The following is a 14,513-nucleotide window of genomic DNA, read 5'->3' on the forward strand; positions in this document are numbered from 1 at the left end:
AGCGCGCCGGCACCGAAAGCGCCGATATCGAAGGCACGCCGGCACCGAAAGCGTGCCGGCACGTGCGCAAACCCGCGCGGGGCGTTTAACGCCGTGCCATGGGGCACGGGCAGACACCACGTCAGCGTGAGGAGAAGGTATGAAGCCGGTGGAGAAGGCCACTTCGGTAGGAATGGGACTGGTGAGCGGCGCCCTGGCGGCGTCGCTGTTCAGGCAGGTGTGGAAGCTGGCCTCGGGCCGGGACGACGCGCCGGAGGCCGACGACCCCGACCGCACCTGGACGGAGGTCCTCGTCGCCGCGGCGGTGCAGGGCGCGATCTTCGGCCTGGTCAGAGCCGCCGTGCATCGTGCGGGCGCCCGCACCTTCCAGCGCCGCAGGTGATCGCCCTCAGCGGGGCGGGCGCACGGACCTTCCGGCGCCGCAGGTCCGCCCCGCGCGGCGGGGTGCGCGGACCTTCCGGCGCCGCAGGTGATCGCCCCGGGCGGCGGGGTGCGCGCGGACCTTCCGGCGTCCCCATTGCCGCCCCGGGCGGCCGGGCGCGCTGGGTGGTGCCGTCAGGACTGGTCGTCGGCGAGCCAGTCGGGATAGCGGTCGATGTCGTGGATGACCGGGTCACGGTCGATGGGCCGGTCGCCCGCGGTCTCTCTGATGTGCCGCTCGACGTGGGACACCTGCCGCTCCGTCGTGATGAGCGTGAGCTGCCAGGCGGTGTCGTCGTGGCCGGGAGCCGGGTTCGGCACTTCGGCGATGTCGATCGACGTCGCCAGGCCCGTCAGAAGGATGCCGTGCGCGAGCGCGGCGGCCCTCTCGTGGCCCTCGATCGTCGTGCGGACCTCGAAGAATTCCGCCATGGGGGTTGTCCTTAGTGGAGAGGTGTGGGCCTCACCCTACCTGCGGAAACAAGAGTGGGGCCCGATTTCGCGGGGAATTTCCGCATAGTCCCCTCGTGCAGCGGAAACCGCGTGGAACGCGGCCACCCCGCCGTTCTCGATGATGCAGACTGTAATCATTTGATGACGGAAACGGTCGTGCCGGGGGCGCAGGCCGGAGGGGGACTGCATGAACGTGGCCTGGATCATCGCACTCACCGCCGCGACGGCCCCTCTGAGCCGGCCACCACAGCTCACGGAGCCGGCGCGGTGGCCCGCGGGCTCCCCGGCCCCGGTGCGAACGGTGTCCGAAGGATCGGCCTGGAACCGGCCGGCGTCTCTGGGGCGGCCGGCGTCTTTGGGACGGCCGGCGCGAAGGGCGTCCGAAGGGCCCGCGTGGGACGTGCCGGCGGCTCTGGGCCTGGGGTGGGCCCTGCCCGCACGGCCGGCGCCGGCCGGGAAGAGCGCGCTGACCTGTGCCGCCGCGACCCCCTCGGGCCGGCCTTTGACCTTCACGCCCAGGATCGGCCTGACGCCGCGGCGGGTCGGGGCGCGCGGCCACCTGGAGCTCACCGGCTGCACCTCGCCCGACGGCACGGCCGCGTTCCTGCGCTCGGGATGGGCCAGCGTGAAGGCGACCGCGCAGGCGTCCTGCACCAGCGCCCGCCAGGTGCGCGGCAGCGCCGTGATCACGTGGTTCGGCGTGACCGGCCGCCCTGTCGGCACCTCGAAGCTGCGCGTCAGGGCGGACCGCCTGGTCGCGGGAGAGCCGGCCGACACGCTGCTCAACGGGACCGTCGCGGCCGGGTGGCTGGCGGGGGAGCGCGTCGTGGGCGGCATCACGCCCCCCGCGACCCTCCTGGGCTGCGCCACCCGCGGCCTGGCCACCCTCCCCGGCCGCGGCCACATCACCTTCGGCTGACCAGAACCCTTGTCCGGCCCGGGGCGGCCGGGCGGTCAGGGCAGGGGTCAGCCCAGGGCGAGTTGTCCGCCCGCGTGGTCGAGGAGTCTCTCGGCCGTGGAGAAGCGGCGCTCGTCCTTCGACTCGCCCAGCAGCACGCCCACGATCCGCACCCCGTCGCGCTCGCCCGCGAACAGCAGGCAGTGCCCGGCCGCGTTCGTGTAGCCGGTCTTCACCCCCAGCACCCCGTCCGCCCGCGAGAGCAGCTTGTTCGTGTTGCGCCACGTGTGCGCCCGGTGCACGGCGGTCTTGGCCACCTTGTGCGTCCGGGTGCCGACCACGGTGGTGAACAGGTCGTTCTCCAGGGCGTGCTGCGCCAGCTTGGCCTGGTCGACGGCCGTGGAGTAGCCGCCGTTGGCGGGCGTGGGCATGCCGTCGGCGTTGGTGTAGCGGGTGTCGGTGAGGCCGAGGGCGCGGGCGGTGCGGTTCATCTTGGCGACGAAGGCCGTCTTGCCGGGGCCGTAGTGCCGGGCCAGCGCGTTGGCGGCGTCGGCGCCGGAGGGCAGCATGAGCGCGTACAGCAGGTCCCTGACCGTGAAGCGCTCGCCCTTGCGCAGGCCGGCCGTGGCGGCGCCGCCGCGGGCGGCGTATGTGACGTCGGTGGCGGTGACCTTGACCGTGTCGCCCGGCCGCGCCTCCTGGAGCACGACGTACGCCGTCATGATCTTGACCAGGCTGGCCACCGGCACCCGCTTCGTCTCCCGCTTGCCGAAGTGGACCGTTCCGACGGAGTCGATGACGTACGCCACCTTCGCACTCACGGCCGGCTCCTGCGCGGCCATGGCGGGGGAAGAGAACCCCACAACCAAGGCGACTACGACAGAGCCCATCAAACGACCAATACGCATGCTCATCATGGTGACAGGAGATCAAGGCATCGTTTGCCGAACTCGGCCATGCGTCTCGATCAGATGGGGGTAAATCATTGATAGATCCGATATGGCGGGGGGTGCAGCCATGGCAGGAAGATTCGTCATCAGCGAGGACGGGCAGGGCGGATACCGCTTCGCGCTCGTCGCGAACAACGGGCAGACGCTCGCGGTGGGCGAGGGCTATCCGAACAAGGTGGCCTGCGTGAACGGCATCGAGACCGTGCGCAGGAACGCCCCGGAGGCCCCCATCGACGACCAGAGCGGCAAGGGTCCGCAGGGGAACTAGGAGTCGGGCCTCCGGCGTCGGCGGGTGGCGGCTCGGCCCGGGGGTTCTAGGAGGTGAGGGCCTCGTGGTCGGCGGCGCGCCGCCGCTTCTGCCTGCGCCGGAAGGCGAGCCAGCCCACGAGCGCGACCGCGAGCACGGCCACCGCCGCCGCCGTGATCGGCGAGCGCTGCGCCAGTTGCAGCCAGCCCCACAGGACCGCCATGCCGCCGAACCACCACAACGGCGCCCAGGTCAGGCAGCCCAGCGCGCTGGCGACGACGTACCAGGGATAGGAGACGCGCAGCGCGCCCGCGACCCAGGGCAGCGTGTGGCGCAGCATGGGCACCCAGAAGCAGCCGTAGACGGCCAGCGCGCCCCAGCGTTCGACGACGCGCTCGACCTTCTCGATGCGCTCCCGGCCCACCTTGACGCCGACGCGCGATTCGTAGATCTTCTCGCCCAGCTTGCGCCCGACCCAGTAGTAGACCTGGAAGGCCCCGAACAGGGCCACGATCAGGATGGCGCCCACCAGCCAGTACGGCAGCCCCAGCCAGAACGGCTCGGACGGAGCGGGAACGGCTATCACCGCAGGCCGCATGACACCACTCCTTCCGAACCCTTAGGTCAGGCTTACCTTAGTTTACGGTGCAGGCAAGTGCCACACGCCCCCTGCAAGCGCCCGCAAGTAACCGACAACCGGCACGCAAGCACCCCGTTTCACTCTATGAGTGAGCCAAAGGGGTGATGACCATGCCGACGAGAAGCGCAGCCGTCCTGACCAGCGGGACCGCGACCGCCGCCAAGCTGCTCGCCGCGGCCCTCGCCTTCGCCGGCGCGTACGCCGGCCTGTCCGCCTACGGCAGCACCGGCACGGCGGCCGCGCCCTCCGCCGCGCCCTCCGCCGGGATCTCCGCCAGGCCCGCCGCCGCCGTCACGCCGGCGGCCCGCGAGCTGCCCGTCACCGCCCCGGCCGGCGAGCACACCGCCCCGGCGCGCAGTGGCGTGATCACCATGAGCGTCGTGCCCGAGCCGGGCCCCGGCTGCGCCAGGTCGTACCCCGCCCGCAGCCTCGTCGTCAATCCCGGCCCGGGCCGCACGGTCTCCTACCACTGGCGGCTGGCCCGCTGGAGCCCGGCGACCCGGCAGTGGCGCGCGTACCTGGTCGATCACGGCGGCTTCGCCGCCCCCGAGCGCGCCGTCGAATGGCGGCCGAGGATCACCGCCAACCCGGGGTGGTACCGCATCGAGCTGGTGGTCAAGGGCGCCGCGACGGTCAGGAGCGACCGTTTCCAGGTGAGCTGCTGACCGAGCGCCGCGCCGCGTCCACCCAGCGCGGCACGCCCACCCGCTGGGCCACCTCCAGCGCCTTCTCGTAGTGCTCGCGCGCGGCGTCCGGCTGCCCCAGGCGGATGGCCAGGTCGCCGAGGGTCAGCGCCACCGGCCACAGCGCGACCACGCCGGTGCCCGCGCCCGCCACCCGGTCGGCGAACGGCTTGAGCTTGTCGTAGCAGTCGACCATCCGCTCGCGGTCGTCGAGCAGCATCCCGGCCAGCGCCCGCCAGGTCATCACCAGCTCGTACAGGAAGTCGGGGCGCACCGGCGGCCTGGTCGCGGCCACGGCCTTGGCGTCGTTGAGGTGCCCGGCCGAGGCCAGGGCCAGCGCGTAGGCGTCGAGCGTCCACTTGGCGCCGCGCAGGTGGGCGTCGGCCAGCGGCTCGACCATCTCGGCCGCCCGCCCCGCCACCAGGTGCAGGCAGAACGTCGTGATCAGCGGCAGGTCCTGGCGGCCCTCCAGCATGCCCGCCCGCGCCGACACCCTGGCCGCCTCGCGGTAGGCGCGCTCGGCGCCCTCGTAGTCGCCGGCGATCATGAGCCGCTGCCCGGAGTACCAGACGACGACCGCGGCGGGCGCGGACAGGTCGTACTGCTTGGCCAGCCGGTCGGCGGCGGCGGCGTGCTCGTCGGCCGCGGCGAACTCGCCCCTGGCCGCCGCGCACTCCAGCAGCACCAGGTGGGCCAGCGCCTGCGTGGCCATCTGCCCCGAGCGCTGCGCGACCTCCAGCAGCTCCCTGCCGATGCTCTCGCGCGAGTCGACGGCCGGGATGTCGTAGGACTGCCGCAACCGGGCGCTCAGCGCCGCCGCGATCAGCGCCGGGTCGCCGTTCTGCCGGGCCAGCTCCAGCGCCTCCAGCGAGGCCTGCCGCCCGCGCTCGGGCGAGGAGGAGCCCTCCAGCTCCAGGGCCAGCGTGGTCAGCAGGCTCGCCCGCAGCCGCTGCTCGCCCTGGGGCAGCTCCATGAGCGCCTTCTCGGTGACGTCCACGATCTCCCACGCGGTGCGGGTGAAGTCGCGCGCCATGCCCTTGTGCGGCACGGCCAGGGAGGCCGCCACCTTCGCGGTGATCTCCAGGTCGCCCAGCGGCAGCGCGGCGTCCATGGCCTTGCGGCGCAGCAGCCGCGCGGCCGTCATGTCGCCGCACAGCGCCAGCGCCCTGATCTGGCGCAGCATCAGCCGCAGCCGCTCCTTGGCCCGCTCGGGCTGCTCGCCCTGGTCCTCGGTGCGGGACCGGTCGAAGGCCGCGATGGCCTGCTCCCACAGGGAGGCCGCCTCGCGGTGCGCGAAGCGCCGCTCGGCCTGCTCGGCAGCCAGCCCGGCGTAGTGCACGGCCTTGCCCGCCGCGTCGGCCAGGTAGTAGTGGTGGGCCAGCGCCGCCACGTCGGAGGGCGCGTGCTGCTCGATGACCGCCGCGACGGCGGCGTGCAGCCGGGTGCGGCGCAGCCGGGAGGCGTCGGAGTAGATCGTGTCGCGCACCAGGTCGTGGTCGAAGCGCAGCAGCCCCGGCCCCGGCTCGGTCACCAGCCCGGCCAGCAGCGCCGCCTCGACGGCCTCGATCACCGCCTCCTCGTCGCCCGCGACGGCGATCAGCACGTCGAGGTCGACGTCGCGGCCGATCACCGCGGCCTGCAGCAGGATCTGCTGCGCCCCGGCGGGCAGCCGCGAGATGCGCCGCCGCAGCACGTCGCGCACGCCGGAGGGCACCCGCGAGAGCACCTCGGTGGCGCTGGCCCGGTCGGCCGCGCCCTCGGCGTCGAGCAGGCGCACGGTCTCGCGGACGAAGAACGGGTTGCCGCCGGTGCGCTCGACGATCGACTCGACCGCGTCCTCGTCGATCTCGCGTACGCAGGTGGCCCTGACCAGCTCGGCCACCGCCTTCGGGTCGAGCCCCGACAGCCCCACCCGGACCGGGCCGAGCCTGGCCAGGGCGGCCAGCACGTCGGACTGGCGGTCGTCGAGCTCGCTCTCCCTGCACGTCACCACGAGCAGCACCCGGCTGGTCGCCAGCAGGCTCGGCAGCGCGCGCAGCAGGGCGAGCGTCTGGTCATCGGCCCAGTGCAGGTCCTCCAGCGTCAGCAGCACGGGGCCGCGCCGGGCCACCCCGGCCAGGTAGCCGCCGACCGCCCGGTGCAGCCGGAAGCCGCCCGACGCCTCGTCCTCGTCGGGGTCGGGCGCGGCGTCGTCGATCAGCGGCGCGAGGAGCTGCGCGTATTCGCCGGCGCCGGTCGTGCCGATGAGCGTGCGCAGGATCTCCACCCAGGCCCAGCCGGGCGGGGTGGCGCTGGAGTCGGGGCAGGCGCCGGAGGCGGTGATCCAGCCGTCGGCGCCGAGCCGGCCTTCGAGCTGGCGCAGCAGCGTGGTCTTTCCCGCGCCGGCGACGCCGGCCACGATCGCGACCTGGAAGCGGCCCGTGCGGGAGGCGGCCGTGGTCAGCCTGGCCAGCTCGGCGTCGCGGCCGACGAACGGCTCGGGCTCCAGCGGCGGCGGCTCGACGGGCGCGGCCGGGCGCGGCGGCCAGGTGTCGGAGACGGGCGCGGCGGGCCTCGGGGCCCGCGCGGGCGCGGCCAGCTCCAGCTCGGGTGACTGGGCCAGGATGTCGGACTCCAGCTTGCGCAGCGCGGGGCCCGGGTCGATGCCGAGCTCGTCGGCCAGGATGTTCCGCGCCCTGCGCAGCGCGGCCAGCGCGTCGCCCTGGCGGCCGCAGCGGTAGAGGCCGAGCGCCAGCAGCCGCCAGCCCTCCTCGCGCAGCGGGTGCTCGGTGGTGAGCGCCTCCAGGTCGGGGACGGTCTCGGCGTGCAGGCCGAGCCGCAGGCCGGTGTCGGCGTGCCGCTCGCGGGCGACCAGGCGCAGCTCGGTCAGCCGGTTGACCTCGGCCTCGGCCCACGGCTGGTCGGCGAAGTCGGAGTAGGGGGTGCCGCGCCACAACCCCAGCGCCTTCTCCAGGCGGCCGCGCGCGGACTGCGGGTCGCCCTCCTCCAGGTGCTCGCCGGCGGCCCGGACGAGCTGCTCGAACCGGAGCGCGTCGACCTGGTCGGAGGCCACGCGCAGGGCGTAGCCGCTGGCCACCGTCACCAGCAGCCGGTTGGGGCCGCCGCGCGGGCGGCCGGGCTCCAGCACCCTGCGCAGGCGCGAGATGTAGACCTGCAGACCCGACTGCGCGCCCTTCGCCGCGTCGTCGTCCCACAGGTCGTAGAGAAGCGTGTCAACGGGCACGACCTGGCCTCTGGCCACGAGAAGCCGGGCGAGGACGGCCCGCTGCCGCAACCCGCCGAGGTCGAGTTCGTCGTCGTGTTCGTACGCCTCGACTGGCCCCAGAACTCGGAACGCCACCATGTCAGCCGCCACGCTATGCGGGCCTGCGAATCACGCACAAGGCCCGTGGTCGATTAGCACGCGATGGGTTTGGGATTGTCACTGAGTGGCCTTCGAGATCGCGGACGGGGGCTCCGCGCCGGCGTTCCGGCCGTTGCGCCTGCGCAGGAGCGCCCATGCGCCCAGTGCCAGGCCGCCGAACGGGATCTCGATAGTGTAAGTCCAGAAGCCGAAGAGCAGTGCGGCGGCGGTCGCCGGGGCGGCGGCCACGCCGAACGCGGTGGTGAGCAGCACCACGACCCCGCCCTCCATGATGCCCGCGCCGCTGGGCGTGATCAGGGCGCTGGTGAGCACGCGCGACAGGGCGAAGACGGCGATCGACTGGGCCAGGCCGGGCCAGGCGCCGGTGACCTGGAGGCAGACGGCCATGATCGCCCACTGGAAGCCAAGGAAGAACACCATGCCCAGCGACAGCCCCGCCCACCGGGTCCGCACGACGCCCGCCGTGTCGGCGCGCAGCCGGTGGAACGCCTCGGAGGCGTGGAACCTCAGCCGCAGCAGCCGGGTCACCGCGTCGATGCCCTTGCCGAGCCAGAGCGCCGCGCGCTCCCAGTAGAGCGCGACGGCCACGACCACGCAGAGCACGAGGATGGAGATCGCGCCCGTCCAGCCCGCCTTGGCCACGGTCGCGTTGGGCGCCTGCCCGGCCATCAGCAGCGCGATGATCCCGACGGCGGGCAGGATGAACCGGAACAACGTGTTCCACACGCCGCTGACCAGCGTCATGACCACGAAGGCGCGGCTGGTGAAGCCCCAGCCCTTGGTCATCGCCCACGACAGCGCCACGCCCACCGCGCCGCCGAACGGCAGCAGGTTGCTGACCGCGCTGCCGGCCGCGTTGAGCGCCAGGCCCTGGAGGTTGTTCAGCCCGGGCAGGGAGTTGGTCAGCACGAACGTGTACGCCAGCAGGCTCAGCAGCCACAGCCCGGCCATCAGCGTGATCTCGCCGGCGTCGAGCGTGCCGAACACCCTGCCGATCTCGCCCCAGGAGACCGGCTTGCCGGTGAGCGCCTGCACGATCTGCGGCAGGTAGACCACCAGCAGCACGGCCAGGCCGAGCGACAGCACGGACAGGGCGATCTGGAGCCACTTGTTCTTCATCGGAGTCCAGTCTGCCGGGTTCCGGCGGGCGGCCTCGTCGTTCTGAAGGACTAGGTGGGCCACCGGTCGAAGGGATGAGTGAGGCGGGCGCCCGGGGGGAGGTCGCGGCGGACGAACCACTCGGTGCCGAAGACGTAACGGTAGAGGGGGCGGGGGACCTTCAGCATGACGGCGAGGGTGCGGTCGCTGTCGCCGCCGCTGGCCTGGGAGGCGTGCGCGGCCATGGAGGCCCGCTTCTGCCTGGTGTATTTCCGGACGTTGACGCGGTGGGTGATCACGTCACCCGGTGAGTACGCGCTCTCGAACGTGCGCACGTCGAACTCCGGCGGGAACGTGTAGAACCGGCCCGCCACCCGCAGCAGCCACAGCAGCGGGTCACGGTTGACCGTCGCCTCCAGGACGATCTCCGTGCCCGCGATCTCCGCCGCCCGCTTGCCCACCCGGTGCACCTGCACGTGGTCGGGATGGCCGTAGCCGCCCGCCGGGTCGTAGATGGCCAGCAGGTCGGCCCGCTCTTCCTGGAGGATCGCGGCCAGCGCCTTGGCGGCCTCCTCGCTGTCGGCGTCGATGAAGGCGTTGTCGGGCCGCTCCTCGGCGACGCCGCCCTTGGGGCTCAGCCCCGAGTCGCCGTAGCCGAGGCACTCGACGCGGGCGCAGCCGAGCAGCGCGGCCGATTCGTACAGCTCTTTGAGCCGGGTCTCGCCCAGCGCCTCGCCGGGCGCCATCTCGGCCAGGCCGCGCTCGCCCGCCGTGGCCACCACGAGCACCACGCGGTGGCCCTCGGCCGCGAGCATCGCCATGGTGCCCGCCGTCAGCAGGGCCTCGTCGTCGGGGTGGGCATGGAAGAACACAGCGGTACGTGGAGGCACAAGCCCAGATTAGTGTGGGAGGCGTGCGGATCTTTCACGTGAGTGACTGTTACCTGCCGCGTCTCGGGGGGATCGAGGTCCAGGTCGCCGACCTCGTGCGCACCCAGCGGGAGGCGGGACACGAGGTGTCGGTGGCCACGGCGACCAGGGGGGAGCCGCTGCCCGGGGTGCACAGGATCGTCGCGAGGATGCCGTTCGACCTGCCCGTGCACCCGTTCGGGGTGGGCCATCTCACACGCCGGATCACCTCCGGCCGGCCCGACGTGGTGCACGTCCACGCGGGCGCCGTCTCGCCGTTCGCCTGGCAGGGCGTGCGCGCCGCGTTCCGCGCCGGGGTGCCGTGCGTGGTGACCGTGCACAGCATGTGGGACCCGGTCACGCGGGCGCTCTACCGGCTGCTGCGGCTGGCCTTCGGCTGGCAGCGGTGGCGGCTGGTGGCCACGACGGTCAGCAACGCCGCCGCCGTCCCGATCCGCTCGGTGGCCGGGCCGGGGGTGCCGGTGCGCGTGGTGTCCAACGGCCTCGACCTGTCGGGCTGGGCGCCGCCGCCCGGCGAGCCGGGCGCCCGGGAGGGCGTGCACGTCGTGGCGGTGGGCCGGCTGGCGCCGCGCAAGCAGCCGGTGCGCCTGCTGAAGTTGTTGCGGGACGCGCGGGCCCGGGTGCCCGCCACGATCCCGATGCGGGCCACGATCGTCGGCGACGGGCCCGCCCGCGGGCAGATGGAGCGCTTCCTCGACCGGCACGGCATGGCCGGCTGGGTCTCGCTGCCGGGCCGCCACACCCGCGAGCAGATCGCCAAGGTGCTGGAGACGGCCGACGTGTTCGTGGCGCCCGCGCCGCGCGAGTCGTTCGGCATCGCGGCGCTGGAGGCGCGGGCCGCCGGGCTGCCGGTGGTGGCCAGGGCGCAGAGCGGCGTCGCCGACTTCGTCAAGGACGGCACCGAGGGCCTGCTCGGGCGCACGCTGGGCGACCTGTCCAGGGCGGTGGCGAGGCTGTGCGTCGATGCCCGGCTGCGCGAGTCGATCGCCGCGCACAACCGGTCCACGCCGCCCGCGGCGGGCTCGTGGGCGATGGTGCTGGAAGGGTTCGAGCGGGCGTACGAGCAGGCGATCCACGCTCAGGGCCGGCGCAGCGCCAGGTAGCCGCCGCGCGCGAGGACCCGCGTGCCCTCATCGGGCGAGAGGCCGTGACGTCCGCCCCCACGGACGCCACGGCCGTCTCTCCCGTCACGGACGGCGAGCCTCGAAGGGCTCACTCCGCCCGCTGGACGCGACCGCCGCCCCTGCCTGCCCCCCGCAGGCGGGCGCACGACGGCCGCGAGCCGATCAGCTGCAGGCCGAGGTGACCTTGGCCTGGATGTCGGGAAGCTTGCCCATCGCCTCCGTGGCGGCGGCCGGGTCGTCGGCCTTGATGCCCTCGAAGAGGGACGCCATGTCGGTCAGCGCGCTGGCGAGCTCGCCCTCGTGCTTGCCCGCGAGGGCCTTGAGCTTGTCCGCGGTCTCCTGGCTCGCCTTATCGATGGCCTTGACGTCCGTGGCCGCGGTGCCCATGGAACTGCTGAACTCGTTCGTGATCTTGTTGAGCTCCTGGGTGAACGAGACGCAGTCGACGGCCTGGCCCACCGCGCCACAGGCGGTGGTGAAGCCGGCGAGGATCAGCGTCGCTGCCGCGACGGCGAGGCGACGACGAGGGGGAGTCATGTAGTGCCCTTCATTGGTTTCCGTACGAAAGGCATGTTACGGACGTCCGCTTGATCGTCACTTGCACCCCACTAACACCACAGGTGTCAGGCGGGCGTAAAGCCGTGCGGCAGGTTCCGGCAGCGGCGGTTCCAGGAGCCCCCGGTAGGCGACGAAGTCTCGACGTAGACCTGCCTGGCCAGGCGGGAGACGCCGGGGCTGTGCCACAGGGCGGGCGTGTGGGCGATCTGATATTCAGGGTCTCAATAAAGGGAGACGCTATGAGGGTAATCGTGATCGGCGCCGGCGTCGCGGGGCTCGCCCTGGCGCGCGGCCTGCTCCAGGAGGGCCACGAGGTCGAGGTGTACGAAGAGGCGCCCGACCTGCGCACGGCCGGTGGCTCGGTCACGCTCTGGCCCGGCAGCACGGCCATACTCCGCGAGCTCAAGGCCGACTACGCGGGCGTCGGGCGGCGGCTGGAGACCCTGGAGTCGTGGGCCCCGGGCGGGCGGCGGCTGCTCACGCTCGACCTGACCGTGCCCGAGCGCCGCTACGGCCACCCCGTCGTGCACGTGGCCCGCAGAGAGCTGGTGGAGCTGCTCTCCGACGGCGTGCCGGTGACCTACGGGGCGCGGGCCGAGCACGTGGTGCCGGAGCGGGCCGAGGCGCGGCTGGCCGACGGCCGCACGGTCCGCGGCGACGTGCTGGTGGGCGCCGACGGCCGCCGTTCGGTGGTGCGCGCCGCGCTGCACGGCGACGACCGCGCGAAGCTGAGCGGCTGGGTCACCTGGCAGGGCTTCACCACCATGCCGACCGCTCTGACGGAGGACCACCGCGCGGTGATGGTGGCCGGCGGGCAGGGCCTGTGCGGGCTGATCCCGGCCGGCCGGGGGCGGCTGTTGTGGTGGTTCGACGTCCGGGCGGCCCCCGGCGGGCCCTTCTGGGCCGACGACCCGAAGGTGGTGGACCGGCTGCGCGAGCGCTTCGGCGGCTGGGCCGACCCGGTGCCCGGCGTCCTGGAGTCGGTCGGGGACGTCGACTTCTTCCCCCACCACAAGCAGCCCATCCCCGACCGCTGGGGCCGGGGGCCGACCACGCTGGCCGGCGACTCCGCGCACACCATGCCGCCGACCATGGCCCAGGGCGCCAACCAGGCGCTGGAGGACGCCTGGCTGCTGAGCCGGTCGCTGGCAGATCTGCGCGCGTACGAGCGGGCCAGGGCGAAGGTGGCGCGCAGGCCCGCCAGGCTGGCCGGGACGGAGCTGACCGACCGGCAGGGGCCGATCGTGCGGCTGCTCTCCGACAGGTTCGCCACCTGGGTGTACACCGCCCAGCTACGCCGCTACAGCACCTACCTCTTGACAGCCCCCTGAGGCCGCCTGACGATGTCGCATATAGAGCAACTCGCTGCGTAATACGCAACAAGGGGTGTCGGTTGACCACCACGTCGAGCTTGATCTCCACGCTTCCCGGCCGCGCCTACACCGACCCCGAGATCTTCGCCGAGGAGCAGGAGCGGATCTTCGAGAGCCTCTGGTTCTGCGCCGTCAGGAGCGCGGACCTGCCCGGCTCGGGCGCGTTCAGGACGGTGCAGGCCGGCCGCGAGAGCGTGATCGTCGTGCGCGGCCGGGACGCCCGCTTACGCGCCTTCCTCAACGTCTGCCGGCATCGCGGCGCCCGCCTGTGCGCGGAGGAGGCGGGCGAGGTCAAAAGGACGATCAGGTGCGCGTACCACGCCTGGTCCTACGACCTCGACGGGCGGCTGGCCGCCGCGCCCAACCTGGCCAGGATGCCCGACATCGACCGCGTCGCCTACGGCCTGGTCCCCGTGCACCTGCGGGAATGGCTCGGGTACGCGTGGGTGTGCCTGGCCGGCGAGCCGCCCTCGTTCGAGGAGACCGTCACCTACGCGGCCACCGAGCGCCTGGGCGACCCGGCCGCCATCGAGCGCTACCGCGTGGACGAGCTGGCCCTGGGCCGCCGCATCGTCTACGACGTCCGGGCGAACTGGAAGCTGCTCGTCGAGAACTTCATGGAGTGCTACCACTGCGCCACCATCCACCCGGAGCTGACCGCCGTGCTGCCCGAGTTCGCCGGCGGCTACGCGGCGCAGTACTACGTGGGCCACGGCGCCGAGTTCGCCGAGCGGGCCGAGGGGTTCACCGTGGACGGCAGCGCCGGGTTCGGCAGGCTGCCCGGAGTCTCCGACGAGCAGGACCGCCGCTACTACGCGATCACGGTCAAGCCCCAGGTGTTCGTCAACCTGGTGCCCGACCACGTGATCCTGCACCGCATGTTCCCCATGGCCGTGGACCGGACCGTGGTGGAGTGCGACTGGCTCTATCACCCGGACGTGATCGCCGCGGGGGCCGACGTGTCGCCGTCGGTCGAGTTGTTCCACCGGGTCAACGAGCAGGACTTCGACGCCTGCGAGCGGACCCAGCCCGGCATGTCGTCACGGGCCTACCGGGAGGGCGGCGTGCTCGTGCCGAGCGAGCACCACATCTCCCTGTTCCATCAGTGGGTGAACCAGCGCCTGCGCGGATAGCGCACGGTCAGGCCGCCGTATTTCGCCCTGCCGGTGATCACCACGTGGAGGACGCCGGGCCGGGGCCTGCTCGGGACCTTCGTCGTGGACGACTGCCCCCAGTCGGCCTGGAAGCCGTCCACGTTGGCCACCGCGCCCTCCGGCAGGACGATCCTGGCGGAGCCGTAGGTGAGGTCGAGGTCGATGTCCACCACCTGGTGGGGGATGACGGCCGTGGAGAGGTCGAGATCGACACTGCCGTACTTGGAGGCCACCCGCAGCCGCCTGGGCACCGCCCAGTCGCCCGAGCGCTTGACGGCGCCGTTCTTCGACTCCAGCTCGACCACGTCGCCGACCTGCGGCTGGTCGACCGGCAGGTCGGTGGTCAGCGCCAGCAGATCGCCGTAGGTCTTCGCCGTCAGGGCCGACTCGAGCCGCTCCTCGAGCTCCGGCTGGGTCAGGCGGCCCTCGGAGAACGCGTGCTGCAGCAGCTCGGCGGTGCGCTCCCGGTCGTCGTAGGAGACCCGCATCTGCAATTCCGACATATCTTGAGCATAGATTCGCGACCGTCGGAACGGGAGGGCGAAGGCGGACGGAACCGGTCAGAATGGGAGCTGCTTGCCGGAGGGAGTGCGGAGGTCGAGGGGCGTCTGACGGGGGAGCG

Annotated in this window: 15 protein-coding genes; 7 read left to right on the plus strand and 8 right to left on the minus strand. The window is 73.0% G+C overall.

What is annotated here, in order from left to right:
* Nucleotides 1-139: 139 nt before the first annotated feature.
* Nucleotides 140-382, plus strand: a complete 243-nt coding sequence (locus IO39_RS30845; RefSeq protein WP_043630291.1) for a DUF4235 domain-containing protein — start codon at nt 140-142, stop codon at nt 380-382.
* A gap of 173 nt (nt 383-555) precedes the next feature.
* Here IO39_RS30845 and IO39_RS30850 read toward each other — a convergent pair whose 3' ends face one another.
* A complete protein-coding gene (locus tag IO39_RS30850; protein ID WP_043630293.1) occupies nt 556-852 on the minus strand; it encodes a hypothetical protein in 297 nt (98 codons plus the stop codon).
* Between the two features lie 421 nt (nt 853-1,273).
* Between IO39_RS30850 and IO39_RS30855 the strand changes: the two genes are divergently transcribed.
* Entirely contained in the window at nt 1,274-1,792 is a 519-nt protein-coding gene (locus IO39_RS30855; RefSeq protein ID WP_157549102.1) for a hypothetical protein, read from the plus strand.
* Nucleotides 1,793-1,839: 47 nt separating this feature from the next.
* On the opposite strand, the gene IO39_RS30860 is transcribed toward IO39_RS30855, so the two are convergent.
* A complete protein-coding gene (locus tag IO39_RS30860) occupies nt 1,840-2,688 on the minus strand; it encodes a D-alanyl-D-alanine carboxypeptidase family protein (RefSeq protein WP_043630298.1) in 849 nt (282 codons plus the stop codon).
* 100 nt (nt 2,689-2,788) lie between these two features.
* On the opposite strand from IO39_RS30860, the gene IO39_RS30865 reads away from it, so the two are divergent.
* Entirely contained in the window at nt 2,789-2,989 is a 201-nt protein-coding gene (locus IO39_RS30865) for a YegP family protein (protein WP_043630301.1), read from the plus strand.
* A gap of 46 nt (nt 2,990-3,035) precedes the next feature.
* On the opposite strand, the gene IO39_RS30870 is transcribed toward IO39_RS30865, so the two are convergent.
* Nucleotides 3,036-3,566, minus strand: coding sequence for a DedA family protein (locus IO39_RS30870; RefSeq protein WP_052423574.1), 531 nt, complete (start codon nt 3,564-3,566; stop codon nt 3,036-3,038).
* Between the two features lie 152 nt (nt 3,567-3,718).
* Between IO39_RS30870 and IO39_RS30875 the strand changes: the two genes are divergently transcribed.
* Entirely contained in the window at nt 3,719-4,273 is a 555-nt protein-coding gene (locus IO39_RS30875) for a hypothetical protein (protein WP_157549104.1), read from the plus strand.
* Here the strand turns inward: IO39_RS30875 and IO39_RS30880 are convergent.
* The 3 genes from IO39_RS30880 to IO39_RS30890 form a co-directional block, all read right to left on the minus strand.
* The gene (locus IO39_RS30880) at nt 4,242-7,634 is read right to left on the minus strand and encodes an ATP-binding protein (protein WP_043630307.1); all 3,393 of its coding nucleotides are present in this window, start codon (nt 7,632-7,634) and stop codon (nt 4,242-4,244) included. The two genes, IO39_RS30875 and IO39_RS30880, sit on opposite strands and share 32 nt — an antisense overlap.
* 78 nt (nt 7,635-7,712) lie before the next feature.
* Nucleotides 7,713-8,774 (minus strand): lysylphosphatidylglycerol synthase domain-containing protein, encoded by a 1,062-nt coding sequence (locus tag IO39_RS30885; protein ID WP_043630309.1) that lies wholly within the window; start codon nt 8,772-8,774, stop codon nt 7,713-7,715.
* Between the two features lie 50 nt (nt 8,775-8,824).
* Nucleotides 8,825-9,643 carry a PIG-L deacetylase family protein gene (locus IO39_RS30890; RefSeq protein WP_245642400.1) on the minus strand — a complete coding sequence of 273 codons (819 nt, stop codon included), beginning with the start codon at nt 9,641-9,643 and terminating at the stop codon, nt 8,825-8,827.
* 38 nt (nt 9,644-9,681) lie between these two features.
* Between IO39_RS30890 and IO39_RS30895 the strand changes: the two genes are divergently transcribed.
* Complete coding sequence (locus IO39_RS30895) at nt 9,682-10,785, plus strand: glycosyltransferase (RefSeq protein WP_084773768.1); 1,104 nt, start codon at nt 9,682-9,684, stop codon at nt 10,783-10,785.
* A 183-nt stretch (nt 10,786-10,968) separates the two neighbouring features.
* Here the strand turns inward: IO39_RS30895 and IO39_RS30900 are convergent, their stop codons facing one another.
* Nucleotides 10,969-11,343: a DUF8711 family protein gene (locus tag IO39_RS30900; RefSeq protein WP_043630318.1), complete on the minus strand. Its 375-nt coding sequence runs from the start codon at nt 11,341-11,343 to the stop codon at nt 10,969-10,971.
* Between the two features lie 260 nt (nt 11,344-11,603).
* Between IO39_RS30900 and IO39_RS30905 the strand changes: the two genes are divergently transcribed.
* Nucleotides 11,604-12,695 carry an FAD-dependent oxidoreductase gene (locus IO39_RS30905; RefSeq protein WP_084773770.1) on the plus strand — a complete coding sequence of 364 codons (1,092 nt, stop codon included), beginning with the start codon at nt 11,604-11,606 and terminating at the stop codon, nt 12,693-12,695.
* A gap of 62 nt (nt 12,696-12,757) precedes the next feature.
* A complete protein-coding gene (locus IO39_RS30910; RefSeq protein ID WP_043630321.1) occupies nt 12,758-13,870 on the plus strand; it encodes an aromatic ring-hydroxylating oxygenase subunit alpha in 1,113 nt (370 codons plus the stop codon).
* On the opposite strand, the gene IO39_RS30915 is transcribed toward IO39_RS30910, so the two are convergent.
* Nucleotides 13,840-14,394, minus strand: coding sequence for a DUF1707 SHOCT-like domain-containing protein (locus IO39_RS30915; RefSeq protein WP_043630323.1), 555 nt, complete (start codon nt 14,392-14,394; stop codon nt 13,840-13,842). The genes IO39_RS30910 and IO39_RS30915 overlap by 31 nt on opposite strands.
* Nucleotides 14,395-14,513 lie beyond the last annotated feature (119 nt).

The sequence above is a fragment of the Nonomuraea candida genome, assembly GCF_000725485.1.
Taxonomy (GTDB): domain Bacteria; phylum Actinomycetota; class Actinomycetes; order Streptosporangiales; family Streptosporangiaceae; genus Nonomuraea; species Nonomuraea candida.

Bases quoted from the DNA above. Each gene is read 5' to 3' on its own strand.
- IO39_RS30865 (WP_043630301.1), top strand. From the start codon at position 2,789: ATGGCAGGAAGATTCGTCATCAGCGAGGACGGGCAGGGCGGATACCGC.
- IO39_RS30885 (WP_043630309.1), bottom strand. From the start codon at position 8,774: ATGAAGAACAAGTGGCTCCAGATCGCCCTGTCCGTGCTGTCGCTCGGC.
- IO39_RS30905 (WP_084773770.1), top strand. From the start codon at position 11,604: ATGAGGGTAATCGTGATCGGCGCCGGCGTCGCGGGGCTCGCCCTGGCG.
- IO39_RS30900 (WP_043630318.1), bottom strand. From the start codon at position 11,343: ATGACTCCCCCTCGTCGTCGCCTCGCCGTCGCGGCAGCGACGCTGATC.
- IO39_RS30915 (WP_043630323.1), bottom strand. From the start codon at position 14,394: ATGTCGGAATTGCAGATGCGGGTCTCCTACGACGACCGGGAGCGCACC.
- IO39_RS30875 (WP_157549104.1), top strand. From the start codon at position 3,719: ATGCCGACGAGAAGCGCAGCCGTCCTGACCAGCGGGACCGCGACCGCC.
- IO39_RS30860 (WP_043630298.1), bottom strand. From the start codon at position 2,688: ATGATGAGCATGCGTATTGGTCGTTTGATGGGCTCTGTCGTAGTCGCC.
- IO39_RS30880 (WP_043630307.1), bottom strand. From the start codon at position 7,634: ATGGTGGCGTTCCGAGTTCTGGGGCCAGTCGAGGCGTACGAACACGAC.
- IO39_RS30850 (WP_043630293.1), bottom strand. From the start codon at position 852: ATGGCGGAATTCTTCGAGGTCCGCACGACGATCGAGGGCCACGAGAGG.
- IO39_RS30870 (WP_052423574.1), bottom strand. From the start codon at position 3,566: ATGCGGCCTGCGGTGATAGCCGTTCCCGCTCCGTCCGAGCCGTTCTGG.
- IO39_RS30845 (WP_043630291.1), top strand. From the start codon at position 140: ATGAAGCCGGTGGAGAAGGCCACTTCGGTAGGAATGGGACTGGTGAGC.